The organism is Pseudomonas sp. LRP2-20 (assembly GCF_024349685.1).
GTDB lineage: Bacteria > Pseudomonadota > Gammaproteobacteria > Pseudomonadales > Pseudomonadaceae > Aquipseudomonas.
The window spans coordinates 3314667-3330705 of the sequence record NZ_AP025944.1 but is presented as its reverse complement, the minus strand read 5'-3'; the positions used below and the strand labels follow the sequence as shown (position 1 = coordinate 3330705).

Sequence of the window (16039 nt, the reverse complement as noted above, 5' to 3'; positions counted from 1 at the left end):
CAGGCCCTCACTGGCCGTTGTGCTGGACGATGGACTGAGCGTCAGGGTCGACCTGGACCTGGTCGCCGGCCTTGACGTGCTGCAGGCCTTCGACCACCACCCGCTCGCCGGGCGCCAGGCCTTCGCTGACCAGCCAGCGGTCACCCTGGGCGTTACCCAGCACCACCTGGCGCTCGCTGATGCGCGACTGAGGGTTGACCACCAGCACCTTCGGCACCCCGGCACTGTCACGCAGGATGGCCCGTTGCGGCACGCTCAGGCCTTTGGGCTGCACGGCCTGCTCCAGGCGCACGCGCACGTAGCTGCCCGGCAACAGGTCGAGGTCCGGGTTGGGGAATTCGCTGCGCAGGGTGATCTGGTTGGTGCTGGGGTCGACGCTGATGTCGGAGAACAGCAGCTTGCCTGGCAGCGGGTAGGCACTGCCATCGTCCTGGATCAAGGTGGCGCGGGCCTGGCCATCGCCGGCCTGCTGCAGTTCACCTGCGCGCAATGCCCGCCGCAGGGCGGTGAGTTCGCGGGTCGACTGGGTGACGTCGGCATGGATCGGGTCGAGCTGCTGGATGGTCGCCAGCGGCGTGGTCTCGTTCTGCCCGACCAGCGCGCCCTCGGTGACCAGGGCGCGGCCGATGCGCCCGGAGATTGGTGCAGTGACCGTGGCATAGCCCAGGTTCAGGCGGGCGCGCTCCAGCGCCGCCTTGGCTTCGGCAACGGCAGCGTCGGCCTGGAGGAAGGCGGCGCGGGCGTTGTCGTATTCCTGGCGGCTGACTGCCTTGTCGTCGACCAGCTGACGGTAGCGCTGCTCTTGCAGGCGCGCCTGGTACAGCGTGGCCTCGGCCTTGGCCAGGGTTGCGCGGGCGCTGTCGTGGTCGGCCTTGAACGGCGCCGGGTCGATGAGGAACAGCACATCGCCCTGTTTGACGTCGCTGCCTTCGCGGTAGACCCGCTTGAGCACCACGCCGGCGACGCGGGCGCGCACTTCGGCTGTGCGCGGGGCGAGAATGCGCCCGCTCAGCTCGGTGCTGATGGCCAGGGGCTGCAAGTGCAGGGTTTCTACCCGCACCTGGGGTGTGGGTTGTTTTTCGTCCTGCTCGGCCGAGTCGTCGCAACCGGCCAACGGCAGCGTGAGCAGCGCCACGAGCGCCAGAGGGCGCAGGTGCGGGGGGAGGGTAATAGGCATGCGGATCTTCCGATGATGACCTTGCGTATCCTAAGGTAAGGGTTGCCTGACTGGCTGTTAACAGCTGTTGGGGGTGTGTGAAAAAGTGTTAAGAAGCGGCCTAACGATTCGCGGGGTTCTATATTCTGCTTGAACCTGTGCTGGCCTCTTCGCGGGTAAACCCGCTCCCACAGGGACTGCACACAGTCTGAATGATGTGCTGTACCTGTGGGAGCGGGTTTACCCGCGAAGAGGCCGGTGAAGCTTTCCTCAAATCTATTTCCTTCTCATATGCCCAACATTCTCCTGGTCGAAGACGACAGTGCGCTGTCCGAGTTGATCGCCAGCTACCTGCAACGCAACGATTTCCATGTCCGGGTGATTGCCCGTGGCGACCACGTGCTGGACGCCTTCCGGCAAGACAACCCTGACCTGGTGATTCTCGACTTGATGCTCCCAGGCATCGATGGCCTGCAACTGTGCCGCTTGCTGCGCCAGGCGTCGCAGAGCCTGCCGATCCTGATGCTGACTGCCCGTGACGACAGCCACGACCAGGTGCTGGGCCTGGAAATGGGCGCCGACGACTACGTGACCAAACCCTGCGAGCCCCGGGTGCTGCTGGCCCGCGTGCGCACCTTGCTGCGCCGCAGCAGCGTCAACGAGCCGCGCCTGGACAGCCACCAGATCCTCATCGGCGGCCTGCGCATCGACCTTGCCGAGCGCCTGGTCAGCTGGCGCGGCGAAGAGGTGGAACTGTCCAGCGGTGAATACAACCTGCTGGTGGTGCTGGCGCGCAACGCCGGCGAGGTGCTCAGCCGCGACCGCATCCTCCAGCAGTTGCGCGGTATCGAGTTCAACGGTACCGACCGCTCGGTGGACGTGGCCATTTCCAAGCTGCGCCGCAAGTTCGATGACAGTGCCGGCGAGGCGCGTAAGATCAAGACCGTGTGGGGCAAGGGCTACCTGTTCAGCCGTGTCGAGTGGGAGTGCTGACGCGCCATGCTGAAGATCCTGGTGCGCCTGTATCTGGTGATCATCGTCGCCTACGCCGGGGCGTTGCTGTTGATTCCGGACGCCATCGTCGGCCTGTTCCATGACCGGTTCATGGCCTACAACCTGGACCAGGCCAAGGGCGTGCAGTCGCTGATCGTGCGCCAGTTCCGCCAGGCGCCGCAGGCGCAATGGCCGGCGGTGGAGCAGGACCTGGCCAAGGTCTTCGCGCCACTGGAGGTCAAGCTGCTGCGCAGTGACAAGGCCGGCCTCAGCCCGCAGGAACAGGCACGCCTGGAACACGGTCTGTACGCCGTGCGCATCGGCGACTGGGGCTATTACCAAACGGTGCTGGCACCTTTGGACAAGGACTGGCTGGTCAGCCTGCATTCACCCCCGGACCCACTGGACATCAACGTATTGTCCTGGGGCGTGACCGTGCTGATCGGTGCGGCGATGCTCGGCTGCCTGCTGCTCTGGGTGTGGCCGCACTGGCGCGACCTGGAGCGCCTGAAGGAAACCGCACGGCGCCTGGGGCAGGGGCACATGGCCGAGCGCACGCACATCTCTGCGCACTCGAACATCGGCGAACTGGCGGGGGTGTTCGACACCATGGCCAGCGACCTGGAGCGCCACGTCAACCAGCAGCGCGAGCTGCTCAACGCGGTATCCCACGAGCTGCGCACACCGTTGACAAGGCTGGACTTCGGCCTGGTGCTGCTGTTCGACGAGGTGCCACCGGCCAGCCGCAAGCGCCTGCTGGAACTGGTCGGGCATGTGCGCGAGCTGGACGAGCTGGTGCTCGAGCTGCTCTCTTATAGCCGCCTGTACAACGCCGACCAGGCGCGGGAGCGGGTCGAGGTGTCGTTGCTGGAGCTGGTCGACAGTGTACTCGGCGGTTTCGCCGAAGAGCTCGATACCCGGGGCATCCAGTGGGAAGTGCAGGCCGAGGACAACTTGCCACGCTTTGTACTGGACCCACGGTTGACCGCCCGGGCCGTGCAGAACCTGGTGCGCAACGCCATGCGCTATTGCGATCAAAGCCTGCTGCTTAGGCTGCGCCTGGAGGCGGACGGTGCCTGCCTGTTGACCGTGGAAGATGACGGCATCGGTATCCCGGCCGAGGAGCGTGAGCGGATCTTCCAGCCGTTCTATCGCCTGGACCGCAGCCGCGACCGCAATACCGGCGGTTTCGGTCTGGGCCTGGCGATCAGTCGCCGAGCGATCGAGGGGCAGGGGGGAACCTTGACGGTCGGTCACTCGACCCTGGGAGGCGCATCGTTCAGGATTCGCTTGCCTGTGGTCTGACGGCGTTGGAAAACAGGATCATTAATATAAGATAAGTTTCCTGAAACATGCAGGTCCGAGAGAGGTGGCCTGTAACTTTGTATAGGGTTTTTCAACTTTTATATTTGGATTTTTTTCATTGCCCCCAAATTGCTGGACGGTAATATTTTGTATGTTTCTCAGGGCTGGACATGTAGGGCTGCGAATGGAATTAATTCACCTCCTAGTTCTCTATGTGAGTCAGATCAAGATGTTAGATAACAGCGTGGTAAGAAGTTGCAAAATTGACCCAGCGTTCGGTGACCAAGGCAAAGTGGAAATTGTATTTCCTGGTGGTGTGGAGAGTGGCGTGCATGGGCTGGCAATCAGTCAATCCAGGCTTATCGCGCTGGCCCAGTACCGGGATGCCGGTCAGCCTTATGTTGGGCTGGCGGGCCTGACGGCTGAAGGACAGCCGGATGCCAGCTTCGGTGACGGTGGCTTTGTCATGGCTGCCTTTGGCGCGGGGGTAAGCGCGGTACCAGTGGAGGTGATTGCCTCTGCAGAGGATGGTTTCATCGTACTGGCCGAGGACCGCTCAAGGGCCGTGAGATATCCGCTCCTGGCGCGTTTCAAGCATGATGGTTCCCTGGACACTTGTTTTGGTAAAGGCGGCATTGTCAGGCTCGAACTGAAGGGACTGAGCGAATATGACGAACCGTATGGCCTTATCCAGCAGCGAAACGGCAAACTGTTGATCGCTATAACACGATTCGATGAGCAGGCACAAAGTTGTGGCTTGCTGGTGCGTGTCACGGCATGTGGCAACCTGGACGGTTGTTTCCATGAGGGTGGCGTGTGGCAATTACCGCTATGCGATGAGCCTAACGTCTGGATGGAAGGTGTCACCGAGCTGGCTGATGGTCGAATCGTCGCCTGGGGTGCCACAGACGGTGAAGGCGTGCTGTTGCGCATGGGCCTCGACGACATGCTTGATCCTGCTTTTGGTACAGGCGGGATCCTTCGGGTAACGGCCCCGCGAGGCAAGAACAGGATAGGCATCGAGTTTTATGACGTAATCGAACGTGGAGACGGTGGCTTGATCGTCAGCGGCTCGACCGATCGATTGCCCTACGCAGCTGTACAGGGGCACGTGACCGCCGATGGCCGGCTCGACCCAACCTTCAATGGTGGCGAGGTGCATCTGGCCCCGGTCGCCTCGGGCGCGCGCTGGGTGCACTGTCAGCCGGGGCGCGAAGGCGGTAGCGTGGCTGCCGGCTTGACGGGCATTCCCTACAGCGCCAGGGAAACCGAATTCCTCGTAGGGCGGTTCCAGGCCAACGGCTTGCTCGATCCGACCTTCGGTGACGGCGGCCTCAAACGCACCAATATCGAGGCGGGTGCCGACGTGGCGCGTTGTGCGTTGGCCCCGGACCCACAACGTCTGATCCTGGGCGGTACCGCCAACACCGATCGCCGCGTGGGTAAGTCGTATCTGGTCTGCTACTTCGTCTAAGCGATCCAGGCATGATGCGCCATGCCTCTCGCTCATGGGGCCGGTTGCCACAGCACGAACCGGTCCTTGCCACTGTGCTTGGCCGCATACAGCGCCTGGTCCGCCCGGACCAGCGCTGCTGTCAAGGAATCGCCACGGTTGACCTGGGCCAGGCCGATACTGATGGTCACCGGGTGATCGGCATTGTCTTCGCGCACCCTGCTGCACAAGCCGCCAACCTGCTGCATGGCGCGCTGCTCGTCCAGGCCGTCGAACAGAATCGCGAACTCCTCGCCGCCCAGCCGGGCATACTCGAAACCGTTCATGCTGGCGCGAATATGCATGGCCACGCGCTTGAGTACCTCGTCGCCGACATCATGCCCAAAGCAATCATTGACCCGTTTGAAGTTGTCGATGTCGATCATCGCCAGGTACTGGCCAGGCTTTGCCAGGTGCAGCTGGCGTTCAGCCTTGGCCATGAACGCGCGGCGGTTGGGGATGTCGGTCAGGGCATCGATGTAGGCCTGCTCCAGCAACACTTTGGACAGGTAGAAGTTGTGCAGCTTGGCCTGGCGTATCTGCAGGTAGCTGTAGGTCACCAGGCCGCTGAGGAATAGCGCGTAGCTGATCAGCATGGCGCCTTCGAGTTCATCGGCTTCGATCCGGGTGTGGTAGAAAGGGTTGAGCATCACCCAGGTAATGGTCAGGGCGCAGAAGAACGACCAGCGCCGCACGGGCAGAACCGAAACGGCATAGAGCACGGTCGACACGCCGAGCACCAGCCACACGGGGCGCAGAGGCTCGGGAATACCTTCGATGACCAGGCGCATGCCCAAGGTGATGGCGCTGATGAACAGCAGGTTGAGCACGTCGAAATGGTGGCTGCTGCGGGTGAAGCGCAGGATCACCGTGAGGCAGCCGAGCAGGGTGATGAACAGGTAGGACAGCCAGGTGAAACCCTGGCCGCCGAGGAAGCTGACGATCAGGTCGAACACCAGCCAGATCAGGATGCTGACGCAGAACACCAGCATGCAGAACGGGCGCATGGCTTCGAATTCATGCTGGCGAAACTCGGCACGCAGGGCGGCGGGGGCGACCTGCTTGCGTACGTGTTCTTCAATGGTCTTGAACATCGTGGCTCCTGTGAGTACTGCTTCGTCTGCACCGGCGCTTTCGCGGGCAAGCCCGCTCCCACAGGATCGCCACAGTTCTTGAAATCTGTGCAATCACTGTGGGAGCGGGCTTGCCCGCGAAAGGGCCGGTGCAGGTTGACTCAATTCTGTGGCAGAACACCCCGGGACCAAGGCCGGTAGCGCAGCGCAAACACTGCTTCGGCATGGCACCCCGCATTCAGCATCGGCTCCGCTGGCTCAGCCCGAAATGCCTGCCCCGGCGCACTCACCTGGCGGAACGCCTCGCGCACCACACCCACCCGGCACGGCAGCGCCTGCTCGTAGCGCTGGCGCACCAGCGGCGGCAACCGCCCGGTCCCGGCGCCGTCCTGCCACCACACAGTCAAACCCAACCCGGCCAGCTGATCCAGCCAGGCGCCATTGACGCGCGGTGCCAGTTTGCCCGCGCTGAACGCGCTGATGTGCAATGGCTTGTCCAGCCTTCGGTTGAAGGCCTGCAGCTGGCTGTACAGCGCTTCGCGGCGAGCGGTATCGCGAAAGTGCAGGTCGTCCAGTTCCATGGGCAAGTACCAACCGCTGACGGGCAACTGCCAGTCCCTGCGAAGCTGTTGATACTGGCCGAGCGAACGACCCAGTTGCGACTTCCAGTAATTGTTCAGGCCGTCACCGTCGAGTTCCTCGATGCGCTGGTAATAGGCCGGGTCCATGTACAGCCCGAGCACCAGCTCCAGCCCTTGTGCGCGGGCTTCGCGCAGGCTGTTGGCCAGCCAGCCCTGGGCACCACCGAAATCACTGTTGCCGTAGGCGCTCCATTGCACGATGAGGGTCTTGCCCCCTTGCGCCCTGGTGGCGCGCCACAGCTGCTGCCACTGCGCCGGGGTCACCGTGGCATCGCGGTTGAGTGGCTGGTAGAACAGGCGCTGGTCAGCCATGGCCGGCAGGCACAGGGCGAGCATGCAGATTGCCAGGAGCGTACGCATCAGAAGGTCATCTCCGCGCCAACCAGTACGCCATTGGCGCTCTTGTAGAGGTTGCCACCCAGCGACTGCTGGTATTCGGCGCGCACTTTCAGCGAGCCGCGGTAGGCGTTGTAGCGGTCGTCGTCGAACCACCACTGCCAGCGCACACCGACACCGGCACGGGCGTCCTGGCGCCAGTCGTTGCTCGGGTCCTGGCTGGAGAACTCGAAGAAGCCGTAAGGCATGAGGGTCTGCGGCGAGTTGCCGGGCAGTTTCCAGGCATGGCCTTGCTGGTAGCGCGACAGCCAGGCGTGGTCGCCGGCGCGTGTCCACCAGGCGGCATCGAGGTAGAGGAAACGCTCGTTCCAGTCGTCCTCGTCGACCCGCCAGTCGTTGCGCCAGTCACCCTGGTCGAGGAACGAGGCAGTGGCGCGCAGCAACAGGTCGTTGCTCGATTCGGCATGGTGGCGCAAGTCGCCCCAGTTGCCGCCGACCTTGGCCGGGCTCAGCAGTTCGCCAAGGCTCAGGCCGCTGTAATGATCGTCGTCGATCTGCCGTTGGTGGTACAGCTCGGCGTACAGGTTGAGGTTGGCCTGGCCGAGCGGCTTGTAGCGCAGGCCGACACCGGTACCCATGCTTTGCGCATAATCGGTGCGGCTCTGGCCGCCGAACAGGACCCGGCCGTAGACCGACAGGGTACTGCCATTGCGGCTGGGTTCCTCACCCAGGGCGTGGTCCCACATGGCCAGCTGCACGTTCTGCGATTGCGCCCGACGCGAGGTGCCACTGCGCTGGCCGTTATCGAGGAACTTGTCGTTGGTCGAGGTGCCGGCGGGTGACCAGGTGCTGGCCAGGGTGATGGTGTCGCGCCGTGACAGGGTTTCGTGGGCACGGCGCTGGCGGTACTTGCGGGCTTCGAGGCTGCCGTATTCGTCGTCGCCATCGACCAGGTTTTCCTCTACGTCGATCACCCGGCGCAGTTCGCGGCGTGCGGCGGCACTGTTCTCGGCTTCGTCGTAGCGCAGGGCGAGGGTCTCGCCCAGGCGATAGTCCTCGGGGAAATCGTGGGTGGCACGTTCCAGGTAAGGGATCGACTGGCGGCGCTGGGCTTTGTCCTGCGAGCCGGCCAGGCGCATGCCGTAGTCGGCACGATAGCGCGGCTGGTTGGGCGCCAGGCGCACGGCTTCGGCCAGCCAGGCGGTGCTCTGCGCGCTGTCGCCAGCCAGCTGCGCTGTGCTGGCAGCGGCATAGTAGTGGTCGGCACGCGGATTGTGCGCCAAGGCTTGGCGCTGGAAGCCCAGCGCCGCTTGGAGGTCGCCCTGGCGTTGGGCGATGGCGGCACCCAGTGCCCAGTCATCGGCGCTGTTGTGTGCGGCGGCGTCCCAGTAGCGGCGGGCGGCGTCGGCATCGCCGGTATTCAAGGCCCCGCGTGCGGCGGTCAGGCGGGCGTTGTCGTTCCAGGCGCTGGCCGGCAGGTTGCGCCAGATCGGCTGGGCGGCTTCGGAGTCGCCAGCGGCTTCCAGCGCGTAGGCCAGGGGCAGGCGGTTGCCACTGTCACCCAGGCGTTCGGCGGCCTGGTAATAGACCACCGCTTCACCCGGTTGATCGGGCATGGCGCAGCGGCCCAGAGCGCGGTACTGGCCGGCTTCGGTCGGGTTCGCCGGGATGGCCCGGCGCACGGCGTCGCACTGGCCGTTTTCAGCCAGGCGGCCGAGCAACTGGGCGCGGGTATTGGCGTCGACCCTGGGGATCAGCCCGAGCATGCGCTGGCTGTTCAGGGGGCCATCGTTGCGTGCGTATATATTGCCCAGGCGCTGCAGCAGCGAGGGGGGCAGGTGCCCTTGGCGACGGTCGAAGGCGTGCTCCAGCAATGGGCGGGCGTGCTCGCTCTGGCCTTGTTGCAGCATGAGGAATGTCGCTTGCTCCAACGCTGCCAGGTCGCCGCTCTGGCGGTAGCGTCGTTCCCATTCGGCGGCGGTGCGCGGTTGCGGCGGCTGCACCGGGTCGCCATACAGGCGTTGCTTGAGCACCGCATATGCGCGCGGGTCGGCGCTTGCGGGGCAGTCCTTGAACTGTTCGCGGGCGACATCCGGGTCACGGCGCGACAACCAATCGACGGTCTCCAGGCAAGGGCGCTGCAGCGCGTTGCTAAGGCGCCGTACCAGCGGCGCGTCATCACCCTCACGGGCCAGCTCCCACAACTGCTGGCGTTGTTCCGGTTGCTGCAACTGCTCGGTGGGCAATTTCTGCAACCAACGCTGCGCCAGTTGGTTGTGGCCGACGGCGATGGCCCGATTGGCCATGGCCAGGCGTGCCTGGTTGGCCACTTCAGGGGAGGGCGCGCTTTGCAGCAGCTTTTCCAGGCCCTTTTCGTCGACTTGCTGGACATAGGCATTGGCCAGGCGCTGCCAGTCTTCTGGCGGCAGTTGGCGCTTGTCAGCCAGCGGCTGGAGTTGCTCGATGGTTTCCTTCCAGTTGCGCAGCTGCTCGGCGAAGTTGGCCCGGGCCAGGCGCAACACCTGGCCATCGTCACGCGGCGGCAGCTGGTTCAGCCATTCCAGGGCTCTGCCGGCGCCGCCGAACTTGGCCAGGCTCAGGCTGTAGGCCTGCCACAGGCGTACCCGCTGGGTACCGTCGGCACTGGCCAGCCAACCTTCCACCTGGCTGGCTGGCGGCGGGTCCTGCTCGATCCAGGTCAGGCGCAGCTCCTGCAGGGCGTTGGCGTACTCGGGGCCATTGCCCAGCTGCTCGGCCATGGCTTCGGCGTCCTTGTAGCGGCGCTGGTGGGCCAGGGCCTCGACCAACAGCGCGCGGGCTTCGTCGTTGTTTGGCACGCGGCTGAGGACGTGGCGGGTCAAGCGTTCGACTTCGGCCCAGTTGTCCTTCTTCGCTTCGCGGTAGCTGCGCTCCATGAACGGGTAGCTGGTGAACCGTTGGAAGTCGGTCATCGGCGCTGCCTGGGTGGCCAGCGCGGTGGAGCACAGCAACAGGCCGGAGAGGGTGAGGGACAGACGCGGCTTCATGCCACCTCCCGGGTCAGGTCAAAGGCAGCCTGCTGTTCGCTGGCCTGTTCGGCGAGGGCCTGCTGCAGCACTTCCTCGGTAATGATGCCGCGGGCGATCAGGTGCTCGCCGAGGCTCTGCTGCTCGGGGTCGAAATCGATCAGTGCCTGGTTGAACAGGGTGACCGGGACCATGCCGCGTACCTGCAGCAGGGCGCCGAGCATCACCTGGTGCTGACTCACCCGCTCGAGCAGGTCGGCATCGTCCTGATGCCGCTCCAGCACGGCGAGCATGTCGTGGGTTTCGGGCGTCTGCCAGGGGCTCGGGTAGTGGTAGCGCAGGCCCAGCGTGACCCGGCCCTGGGGCGCCAGGCGGCAGCTGACCGGGCGTTTCAGCTGGCGACTGATGACCCCCAGCGACACCTGGCTGACCGGGCTTTCGCTGGCCAGGATCAGGGTATTGCCGTCTTCGGCGACCGGCAGCACGCCGTAGTGCGTGGCCAGCCGGCGCGGCAGCTGGGCGATCAGGTGCGGATCGAGCTTGAACGGGTTCAGCGGTGCCCAAGGCAGGTCAAGCTGCTCGGCCAGCGTTTGTACAAGCTGCTCGCTGTTCAGCCAGCCCCGCAGCAGCAATTCGCGGCCCAGGCGCCGGCGCACCGGGCTGGTGATTGCCTGCTCCAACTGCTCCTCGGTGATGTAGCCCTTTTCCACCAGGCGATGGCCCAGCGGTGTGCGCGCCGGCGAGGCGAGGGCAGGGAATTCGTGGGTGGTCTTGTCCCACGCCACCCGCCGCGAATCGCCCATCTCCATGACCTGGCGCAGGGCGCGCAGGTTGGCGAAGAAGTTGACGAAGTTGCTCCACATCATCCGGGGCGCCGACAGCAGGCCTTCGAAGATGCCGTAGTAGCGGGTGACGAACCAGCCGCGCTGGAACAGGCGGTTGATCAGCATCAGGCCGTTGAGCCAGAGCAGGGTGGTGAGCAGCTGGCTGTCGCTGAGGATCGACATGAAGCGCCACGAGTCCGGGGCGATCACGGTCACCAGCCACATGGCCAGCAGCACCAGCAGCAACAGGTTGACCAGGAAGCTCAGCAGGTAGGCGAACAGGCCCCGGCGGTCGCGCCAGAGGAAGTAGTTGAGCGCGCCGGTGCGGCTCCAGCCGAGGTTGCTGGTGCCCTGGAAGACGATGCCGACGATCCACCGTGACTTCTGCCGGATGGCATGCTGCCAGTCGCGCGGGAAGTGCTCGCGCACGCAGATCACCTGGGCGAACTCGCGGCTCATGCCCGGTACCCACTCGTGCTTGAGGGCCAGCGCCGGGTCGGTGATGGAGTAGCGGGCGAAGATGCACTTCATGCCTTTCTGCTTCAGGCGAAAGCCGATGTCGTAATCTTCGGTGAGGCTCTGCACGTCGAAGGCGATGCCATCGCCGTCTTCGAGCAGGGCGCTGATGGCGCGGCGGCTGAAGCAGGTGCCGACACCGGCACTGGGCACCTGGCCGGTCAGCGCCTCGCGCACGATCACGTCCTTGCCGTGGTTCTCGGCGAACTCGTCAACGTAGTGCCCGGCGGTGAAACCCTTCCATTCCGGTGCATAGGGGTACACCGGGATCTGGATCATGTCCTTGCTCGGCAACAGGTAGTTGAACAGGCGCAGTTCCATGGGCGAGATCACGTCTTCGGCATCATGCAGGATGAAACCGGCGAACTCGATGCGGGCATCGTCCTGAAAGCGCAGGATGGCATCGATGATGTTGTTCAGGCAGTCAGCCTTGCTGGTCGGGCCTGGGCGCGCGCAGACCACCTTGTGCACGTTCGGGTAATGCAGGCACACGGCGTCGACGTCGGCCTGGGTCTGTGGGTCGTTGGGGTAGGTGCCGACGAAAATCTGGTAGTTCTCGTAGTCGATGGTCGAGGCCGCCAGGCGCGCCATCTCGCCGACCACCCCCACCTCGTTCCAGGCCGGAACCATGATTGCCAAGGGCTTTTCCGCTACTTCGAACAGGCGTTTCTCGTCGGCCTTTTCGTGCTTGTCGTAGATGCGAAAACGGCGGATCAGCTTGCGGCTCCAGTAGCACAGGTCGATGAACAGGTCGTCGAGGCCGAGCAGGAACATCAGCGAGGCGAGGATGATTGCCAGAATCTTCAGGCCGAACAGCACATAGGTGAGGAAGTCGATGAAGGCCAGGCTCATGCGTCGTCTCGCTTGGCGGCGGTTTCCTCGAGCCATCGGCTCAGGCGTTCGGCGATGATTTCGCTGGCATGCCCGTCACCGAATGGGGTGAAGATCCTTGCCATGCGCTGATACGCCTCAGGGTCGTCGAGCAACTGGCCGGTTTCCCGGACGATACGTTCGGTGTTCGTGCCCACCAGTTTCACCGTGCCGCCCTCCAGTACCGATGGGCGTTCGGTGACCTTGCGCAGCACCAGCACCGGTTTGCCCAGCGCCGGGGCTTCTTCCTGGACGCCACCGGAGTCGGTGAGAATGATGTGGGCGCGGTTCATCAGCCAGACGAAATGCTGGTAGTCCTGGGGCGCCACCAGGTGAATGTTGCCGCGCCCGGACAGCAGGCCATAGACCGCCTTCTGCACCTGCGGGTTGAGGTGCACCGGGTAGACGAACTGCACGTCGGGGTAGCGCAGGGCCAGTTCGGCCAGGGCCAGGCAGATACGCTCGAAGCCTGCGCCGAAGTTCTCCCGACGATGGCCGGTGACCAGCACCATGCGCTGGTCGGTTCGCAGCGTGTGCAGCGGTGAATCGGCGGCGGGGTGCCATGCGGATTGTGTGAGGTGTTCGCGCATCCATAGCAGTGCGTCGATGACCGTGTTGCCGGTGACCTCGATCTGCTCCAGTGGCACGCCTTCGCGCAGCAGGTTGTCGCGGGCCTTGGTGGTGGGGGCGAAATGGAGGTTGGCGATCACCCCGGTCAGGCGCCGGTTGGCTTCTTCAGGCCAGGGTTGCTGCAGGTTGCCGGTGCGCAGGCCGGCTTCGACATGGCCGATGGGGATGTGCCGGTGGAAGGCCGCGAGGCTGGCGATGAAGCTGGTGGTGGTGTCGCCATGGACCAGCACGATATCGGGCTTGACCTGCTCATAGGCCTGGTCGAGCTTGCCCAGCAGGTCGCGGGCCAGGCCGTTCAACGTCTGGTTCTGGGTCATCACCTTGAGGTCCTGATCGACGCTCAGGCCAAAGGCGGTGAGTACCTGTTCGAGCATTTCGCGGTGCTGCCCGGTGGAGCAGATATGCAAGTCGACCTCGGGCCACTCGCGCAGCACGCGGGCCAGCGGGGCCATCTTGATCGCTTCGGGGCGGGTACCGAAAACCATCATGACGGAATTCGCCATCGTCTTGTTCCTCGTACAATTCCCTGGACGAAGTGGTAGGTCATGTCGCCGCTTGTAAGTGATAGATACAAGCAGTCGCATGCACGGTTGTCCAATGGGTGACAGGTGTTCGGCGTGACAAGTTCAGAGCCTGTGAGATCGAGCGCCGCCCGCGCGGCGCATCGCGAGCTTTGCTCGCTCCTACGCTTGTTTCGGGCCAGTAAAGCCTGTGACAGGCGCGCGCGACCGCCTGGTTTGTAAGACCGGATATCGCGCCATGCGCCAAGGCGTTCGCGCGCAAATCGCCCAGGACTGATTGGCCCGAAACAAGCGTAGGAGCGAGCAAAGCTCGCGATGCGCCGCGCGGGCGGCGCGCGATTTGCGCAGCACCGCAAAATCCAAGACGAGCACCTGTTCAGAACAACCTTTTTATTCGAGCCTCCATCTTGTAGCTTTGTAGGCCGATTCATCTGGGAGCTGAACATGCAAGGCAAGGCACGCAAGATCGTCCAGGCCATCCTCTACGAAGCCATCGCCGTGGCCTGCGTGGCACCGGCGCTGGAGCTGGCGTTCGGTGCCGGGATGGCGCAGTCGACGGTGCTCTCGGTGCTGATGTCGGGCATCGCCATGAGCTGGAACATGGCCTACAACTGGGCCTTCGAGCGGTGGGAGGCGCGTCAGCGCAAGCGCGAGCGCACCGTGCTGCGCCGGGTGCTGCACGCGCTGGGCTTCGAGGGCGGGCTGGTGCTGATCCTGCTGCCGCTGGTGGCCTACTGGCTGGATGTCAGCCTGTGGGCAGCGTTCCTCACCAACCTGGCCTTGTTCGTGTTCTTCTTCGTCTATGCCTTCGTGTTCCAGTGGGGGTTCGACAAGGTTTTCGACGTGCCGCTGTCGGCGCAGCAAGCCAAGTGTTGACTTGGCCAAGCCAGGCGGGATAACTTCCCTGACCATGAAAACCTTCCAGCACGTCAACGCCATTATTATTACCGCCATTATCAGCTTGGCGGGCTAGCGCGTACGTGCACCGAACCCGCCCTGGAGGCGGGTTTCTACTCTCTGACTCCTGGGCAACGTGAAAAACAGCCAAGGAGTTGCAATCGATGACCAGCCTCAACGTCAGCCCTCGTACACCGTCCACCCCGCAGCAACTGCTGTCGGAACAGGTGCGCCGCATTCTGTCCGCGCCGGTGTACGACCTGGCCATCGAGACGCCCTTGCAAGCCGCGCCCGCGCTGTCTGCCAGCCTCGGCAACCAGGTGCTGCTCAAGCGCGAAGACCTGCAGCCGACCTTCTCGTTCAAGATCCGCGGTGCCTATACTCGGCTGTCGCGCCTGACCACTGCCCAGCGCGAACGCGGCGTGATCACCGCCTCCGCGGGCAACCATGCCCAGGGCGTGGCCCTGGCGGCTGCACACCTGGGCATGAAGGCGACCATCGTCATGCCCACCACCACGCCGTCGCTCAAGGTCGAAGGGGTGCGCTCACGGGGTGGCCACGTGGTGCTGCACGGCGAGAGTTTTCCCCATGCCCTGGCCCACGCGCTGGAACTGGCCGACAGTGACGGGGCGACCTTCGTGCCGCCGTTCGATGACCCGGACGTGATTGCCGGCCAAGGCACCGTGGGCATGGAAATCCTGCGCCAGCAGCCAGGTGCGCTGGACGCGATCTTCGTGCCGGTCGGCGGCGGTGGGTTGGTCGCGGGCATTGCCGCCTACGTCAAGTACCTGCGCCCCGAGGTCAAGGTGATCGGTGTCGAGCCGGAAGACTCCAACTGCCTGCAGGCCGCCATGGCGGCCGGCGAGCGGGTGATCCTGCCGCAGGTCGGTACCTTCGCCGATGGCGTGGCGGTGGCGCAGATCGGTGCCCATTGCTTCGAGCTGTGCCGGCATTTTGTCGATGAAGTGGTGACCGTCAGCAGCGATGAGCTGTGCGCTGCGATCAAGGACATCTACGACGATACCCGCTCGATCACCGAACCCTCGGGTGCCTTGGCCGTGGCCGGGATCAAGAAGTACGTGGCCCGCGAGGGCGTGCAGGGGCAGACCCTGGTGGCCATCGATTCCGGCGCCAACGTCAACTTCGACCGCCTGCGCCACGTGGCCGAGCGCGCCGAGCTGGGTGAGCAGCGTGAAGCGATCATCGCCGTGACCATCCCTGAACAGCCCGGCAGCTTCCGGGCCTTCTGCCAGGCCCTGGGCAAGCGCCAGATCACCGAATTCAACTACCGCTATTACCCGGGCAAGGAAGCGCGCCTGTTCGTTGGCGTGCAGACCCACCCGCTGCACGACCCGCGCGAGCAGCTGCTGGCCAGCCTGCGCGGGCAGGGCTACAGCGTGCTCGACCTGACCGACAACGAACTGGCCAAGCTGCATGTGCGCCATACCGTGGGTGGGCATGCCGCGCCGGGGGCCGACGAGCGGGTGCTACGCTTCGAATTCCCAGAGCGGCCGGGGGCGCTGCTGGGCTTCCTGGAGCGGCTGGGCAAGCGCTGGAACATCAGCCTGTTCCATTACCGTAACCATGGCGCTGCCGAGGCGCGTGTGTTCGCCGCGCTGGAAGTACCGGCCGATGAGCAGGCCAGTTTGCCCCAGGCACTGGATGAGATGGGCTACCGCTACTGGGATGAAACCGCTAATCCGGCTTACCAGCTGTTCCTCGGCTAACGTTGCTCTGGGTCAACATCCTGTTGTTGGAACGGGCGGATCCTCACTGGCAG

11 protein-coding genes are annotated in these 16039 nt (G+C 64.4%); 5 read left to right on the top strand and 6 right to left on the bottom strand.

Annotation, left to right across the window (positions count from 1 at the left end):
• Window positions 1-7 precede the first annotated feature (7 nt).
• Window positions 8-1177, bottom strand: a complete 1170-nt coding sequence (locus tag OCX61_RS14845; RefSeq protein ID WP_261940174.1) for an efflux RND transporter periplasmic adaptor subunit — start codon at window positions 1175-1177, stop codon at window positions 8-10.
• A gap of 270 nt (window positions 1178-1447) precedes the next feature.
• On the opposite strand from OCX61_RS14845, the gene OCX61_RS14840 reads away from it, so the two are divergent.
• From OCX61_RS14840 to OCX61_RS14830, 3 genes are all read left to right on the top strand, one after another.
• A complete protein-coding gene (locus tag OCX61_RS14840; protein ID WP_261940173.1) occupies window positions 1448-2149 on the top strand; it encodes a response regulator in 702 nt (233 codons plus the stop codon).
• A 6-nt stretch (window positions 2150-2155) separates the two neighbouring features.
• Window positions 2156-3454 carry an ATP-binding protein gene (locus tag OCX61_RS14835; RefSeq protein ID WP_261940172.1) on the top strand — a complete coding sequence of 433 codons (1299 nt, stop codon included), beginning with the start codon at window positions 2156-2158 and terminating at the stop codon, window positions 3452-3454.
• A gap of 214 nt (window positions 3455-3668) precedes the next feature.
• Window positions 3669-4928: a delta-60 repeat-containing protein gene (locus tag OCX61_RS14830; RefSeq protein WP_261940171.1), complete on the top strand. Its 1260-nt coding sequence runs from the start codon at window positions 3669-3671 to the stop codon at window positions 4926-4928.
• 32 nt (window positions 4929-4960) lie between these two features.
• Here the strand turns inward: OCX61_RS14830 and OCX61_RS14825 are convergent, their stop codons facing one another.
• The 5 genes from OCX61_RS14825 to wecB all read right to left on the bottom strand — a co-directional run bounded on the left by OCX61_RS14825 (window position 4961) and on the right by wecB (window position 13344).
• Complete coding sequence (locus tag OCX61_RS14825) at window positions 4961-6040, bottom strand: GGDEF domain-containing protein (RefSeq protein ID WP_261940170.1); 1080 nt, start codon at window positions 6038-6040, stop codon at window positions 4961-4963.
• 140 nt (window positions 6041-6180) lie between these two features.
• On the bottom strand, window positions 6181-7020 hold the full coding sequence (locus OCX61_RS14820) for a DUF4434 family protein (protein ID WP_261940169.1): 840 nt from the start codon (window positions 7018-7020) through the stop codon (window positions 6181-6183).
• Complete coding sequence (locus tag OCX61_RS14815; protein WP_261940168.1) at window positions 7020-10022, bottom strand: phage receptor; 3003 nt, start codon at window positions 10020-10022, stop codon at window positions 7020-7022. Before OCX61_RS14815 ends, OCX61_RS14820 begins: the two co-directional genes overlap by 1 nt.
• A complete protein-coding gene (gene nfrB / locus OCX61_RS14810) occupies window positions 10019-12193 on the bottom strand; it encodes a cyclic di-3',5'-guanylate-activated glycosyltransferase NfrB (protein WP_261940167.1) in 2175 nt (724 codons plus the stop codon). Before nfrB ends, OCX61_RS14815 begins: the two co-directional genes overlap by 4 nt.
• Window positions 12190-13344, bottom strand: coding sequence for a non-hydrolyzing UDP-N-acetylglucosamine 2-epimerase (gene wecB / locus OCX61_RS14805; protein WP_261940166.1), 1155 nt, complete (start codon window positions 13342-13344; stop codon window positions 12190-12192). The genes nfrB and wecB overlap by 4 nt, the downstream gene beginning before the upstream one ends.
• Before the next feature lie 462 nt (window positions 13345-13806).
• Here wecB and OCX61_RS14800 point away from each other — a divergent pair, with 462 nt between their 5' ends.
• Window positions 13807-14238 (top strand): PACE efflux transporter, encoded by a 432-nt coding sequence (locus OCX61_RS14800; protein WP_261940165.1) that lies wholly within the window; start codon window positions 13807-13809, stop codon window positions 14236-14238.
• Between the two features lie 185 nt (window positions 14239-14423).
• Window positions 14424-15986 (top strand): threonine ammonia-lyase, biosynthetic, encoded by a 1563-nt coding sequence (gene ilvA / locus OCX61_RS14795; protein WP_261940164.1) that lies wholly within the window; start codon window positions 14424-14426, stop codon window positions 15984-15986.
• The last annotated feature ends 53 nt before the right edge of the window (window positions 15987-16039 follow it).